Annotated in this window: 3 protein-coding genes; all 3 read left to right on the plus strand. The window is 68.3% G+C overall.

Annotated elements, in window-relative coordinates; all coding sequences use genetic code 11:
• Window positions 1-385 precede the first annotated feature (385 nt).
• Complete coding sequence (locus tag BHU15_RS35065; protein WP_069630820.1) at window positions 386-691, plus strand: hypothetical protein; 306 nt, start codon at window positions 386-388, stop codon at window positions 689-691.
• A gap of 502 nt (window positions 692-1193) precedes the next feature.
• A complete protein-coding gene (locus BHU15_RS35070; protein WP_069630821.1) occupies window positions 1194-1760 on the plus strand; it encodes a SigE family RNA polymerase sigma factor in 567 nt (188 codons plus the stop codon).
• Window positions 1761-1944: 184 nt separating this feature from the next.
• Complete coding sequence (locus tag BHU15_RS35075; RefSeq protein WP_069630822.1) at window positions 1945-3609, plus strand: long-chain fatty acid--CoA ligase; 1665 nt, start codon at window positions 1945-1947, stop codon at window positions 3607-3609.
• The last annotated feature ends 54 nt before the right edge of the window (window positions 3610-3663 follow it).

Raw genomic sequence — 3663 nt, forward strand, 5'->3', positions numbered from 1 at the left:
GCGGAGAGGGCGTATGCGAGGGCCAGGGTGGTCGTGTGCCGGGCTGTGATGGCCATGGGTCTATGTTCGCACTCTTGTTCGAAGAACGGCAGTGGGAAAGATTGGCCGAAAGTGTGCCGAAACGGTTCACCCCTTGCGGGGGCCGGGTCGTGGCATGGTCCGTACGCGCGCATACCTGCCGAACTGGCCGGTTGATGTCGCGAAGGGGGTTTATCGACATGTCCTCACGCTTGCGAGGGAATAACCCGCTCAGGACTGGTTCGCCGGGGATTCGGTGGGCAATTCTGATTCCGCGACGTCGAGCACAACGTCGAGGCGGCCGGCCAACCGCCTTGGCAACAGCCGTACTTCTCGATCAGAAGATCTCGTTCCTGGAGGAACTGACATGGCAAGCTTCCGTACCGCCCGCGTCTTCGCCGCCGTCGCCGCCCTGCCCCTCGCCGCGGCCCTCTTCACGACCTCGGCATCGGCTGACGACATTGCGGACGACGGATCGAACGCCAGCGTGGCCACGATCGTGGGCAGCGGTGTGGGCGACGACAACTCCGGCAACTCGACGACGACCCAGCAGGTGGCGACGGGCGCGGGTGCCTCGAACCAGAACAACACCGCCAATGTGAACGGTTCCGGATTCACGGTGATCGACCAGTCCAACGAGAACATCGCGCTGAACTTCGTCAACCTCTGGTGATACGCGGCCCGACGGGGGGCCTTTCTGAGGGCTGAGGGGTGAGCGGCGGTCTGCGTGACGGTACTTCGGTGCCGTCGCGCAGACCGTCCTCGTTCTCGTTCCCTCCGGCCGAGCGAGCCGCACCCGCCGCCGCGCCCCGGCCGCCCCCGTCTCTATCCATGGGTGGACGCCCGACACCCTCCCCGGTGACCGCCGGTGCCATCCCTTTCCCTCCTCATCAAGATGTACGGCTCCGACACCCCCGTTCTCGCGTGCGCGGCCCGCACCGTGCCCACCTGCGGAGACGCCCGTTAAGCCGTTCCCGCCGGGGTCCACGGCCACCCCGCGCCGAAGCGCTGAAGATCGACAGCGGCGTTCCGCCCCCGGCCCGGACCCTTATGGGTGTGGTCACCTCCTCCATCTTCAGGAGGTGGGTCCAGCACCACTCCTACTCCCTGAGGCGGACGAAGCTTCGGGACCTGGGGGCGATCCCCCGAGAGGGGCCCGCTCCTAGCGTGGAGCCATGACCACACCACTCTGCGCGAACGCCCCCAAGGGCGTCTCGCACGCGTCGTACCACCCCAAGCACGCGCCGCCTTACCAGTCCTTCTCGTCGTACGTACGGGCGCGGGGGCCCGTGCTGCTGCGTACCGCGCGCTCGCTCACCGCGAATCCGAGCGACGCCGAGGACCTGCTCCAGACCGCGCTCACCAAGACGTACGTCGCCTGGGACCGGATCGAGGACCACCGCGCCCTCGACGGCTATGTCCGCCGGGCCCTGGTCAACACCCGTACCTCGCAGTGGCGCAAGCGCAAGGTCGACGAGTTCGCGTGCGAGGAGCTGCCCGAGCCGGCCGGTCTTCCCGCGCCCGACCCCGCCGAGGAGCAGGTGCTCCACGACGCGATGTGGCGCGCGGTGATGAAACTGCCCGACAGACAGCGGGCGATGGTGGTGCTCCGCTACTACGAGGACCTGAGCGAGGTCCAGACCGCCGAGGTGCTCGGGGTCTCCGTCGGCACGGTCAAGAGCGCGGTGTCGCGCGCGCTGGGGAAGCTCCGCGAGGACCCGGAGCTGGTGCCCGTCCGCTGACCCGTCACGTCGTTCGGAAACCAAGCCGGGTGTCCCACCCCCACACCCGGCGTCCCTCGCACCCAGTCACGGCCGGTGTTTTCTACTCCCGGGTAGTCCGGGGTGGTCCCGGGTAGTGACATACCGAGTGGTATGCGCGCAGAATCTCCGCACGACCTTATCGCCCGCCCACCGGGAGGACGCCGTGCTGAGCACCATGCAGGACGTACCGCTGACTGTGACCCGCATCCTGCTCCATGGGATGACCATCCACGCGAAGTCGCAGGTCACCACCTGGACCGGGGAGAGTGAGCCGCAGCGCCGCAGTTTCGCCGAGGTCGGCGCACGCGCGGCACAGCTCGCCGGCGCCCTGCGCGACGAACTCGGTGTCACGCGTGACGAGCGCGTCGCGACGCTCATGTGGAACAACTCGGATCATGTCGAGGCATACTTCGCGATCCCCTCCATGGGGTCCGTCCTCCACACGCTCAACCTCCGTCTCCCGCCCGAGCAGCTCATCTGGATCGTCAACCACGCCGCCGACCGCGTCGTCCTGGTGAACGGTTCCCTGGTGCCGCTCATCGCACCGCTCCTCCCCCACCTGCCGACCGTCGAGCACGTCGTCGTCTCCGGTCCCGGCGACCGGACCCCGCTTGCCGACGCCGTCGCGGCCACCGCCTCCGGCGTCCAGGTGCACGAGTACGAGGAACTGATCGCCGGCCGCCCCACCACGTACGACTGGCCCGAGCTGGACGAACGCGCCGCCGCGGCCATGTGCTACACCTCCGGCACCACCGGTGACCCCAAGGGCGTCGTCTACTCGCACCGTTCGATCTATCTGCACTCCATGCAGGTCAACATGGCCGAGTCGATGGGTCTGACCGACAAGGACACGACACTCGTCGTCGTACCGCAGTTCCATGTCAACGCCTGGGGCCTGCCGCACGCCACCTTCATGACCGGCATCGGCATGCTGATGCCCGACCGCTTCCTCCAGCCCGGCCCGCTCGCCGACATGATCGAGCGCGAGAAGCCCTCGCACGCCGCCGCCGTGCCCACGATCTGGCAGGGACTGCTCGCCGAGGTCACCGCCAACCCGCGCGATCTGTCCTCGATGGTCCGCGTCACCATCGGTGGCTCGGCCTGTCCGCCCGCGCTGATGGAGGCGTACGACAAGCTCGGTGTACGGCTCTGTCACGCCTGGGGCATGACCGAGACCTCACCCCTCGGTACGACGTCCAACCCGCCCGCCGGTCTGACGGCCGACGAGGAGTGGCCGTACCGCGTCACGCAGGGCCGTTTCCCGGTCGGCGTCGAGGCGCGGCTGACCGGTCCCGGCGGCGACACGCTGCCGTGGGACAACGAGTCGGCCGGTGAGCTGGAGGTACGCGGGCCCTGGATCGCCGGTTCCTACTACGGTGGCGCCGACGCCGAACCGCTCAAGCCCGAGGACAGGTTCAGCGAGGACGGCTGGCTGAAGACGGGCGACGTCGGCGTCATCAGCCCCGACGGCTATCTCACCCTCACCGACCGCGCGAAGGACGTCATCAAGTCCGGCGGTGAGTGGATCTCCAGCGTGGAGCTGGAGAACGCGCTCATGGGCCACCCGGACGTCGCCGAGGCCGCCGTCGTCGCCGTGCCCGACGAGAAGTGGGGCGAACGGCCTCTCGCGACAGTCGTGTTGAAGGACGGCGCGAGCGCCGACTACGAGTCGCTGAGGACCTTCCTCGCCGGGAAGATCGCCAAGTGGCAGCTGCCGGAGCGCTGGTCGGTGGTGCCGGCGGTACCGAAGACCAGCGTCGGCAAGTTCGACAAGAAGGTGATCCGCAAGCAGTACGCGGACGGGGAGCTGGACGTCACCCAGCTGTAGCGCGTCGCACCCTCGGCATCAACTGACCTGTCCGACAGGTCAGTTGGTGCCGAG

This window comes from Streptomyces niveus (assembly GCF_001723055.1).
GTDB classification, from domain to species: Bacteria; Actinomycetota; Actinomycetes; order Streptomycetales; family Streptomycetaceae; genus Streptomyces; species Streptomyces niveus.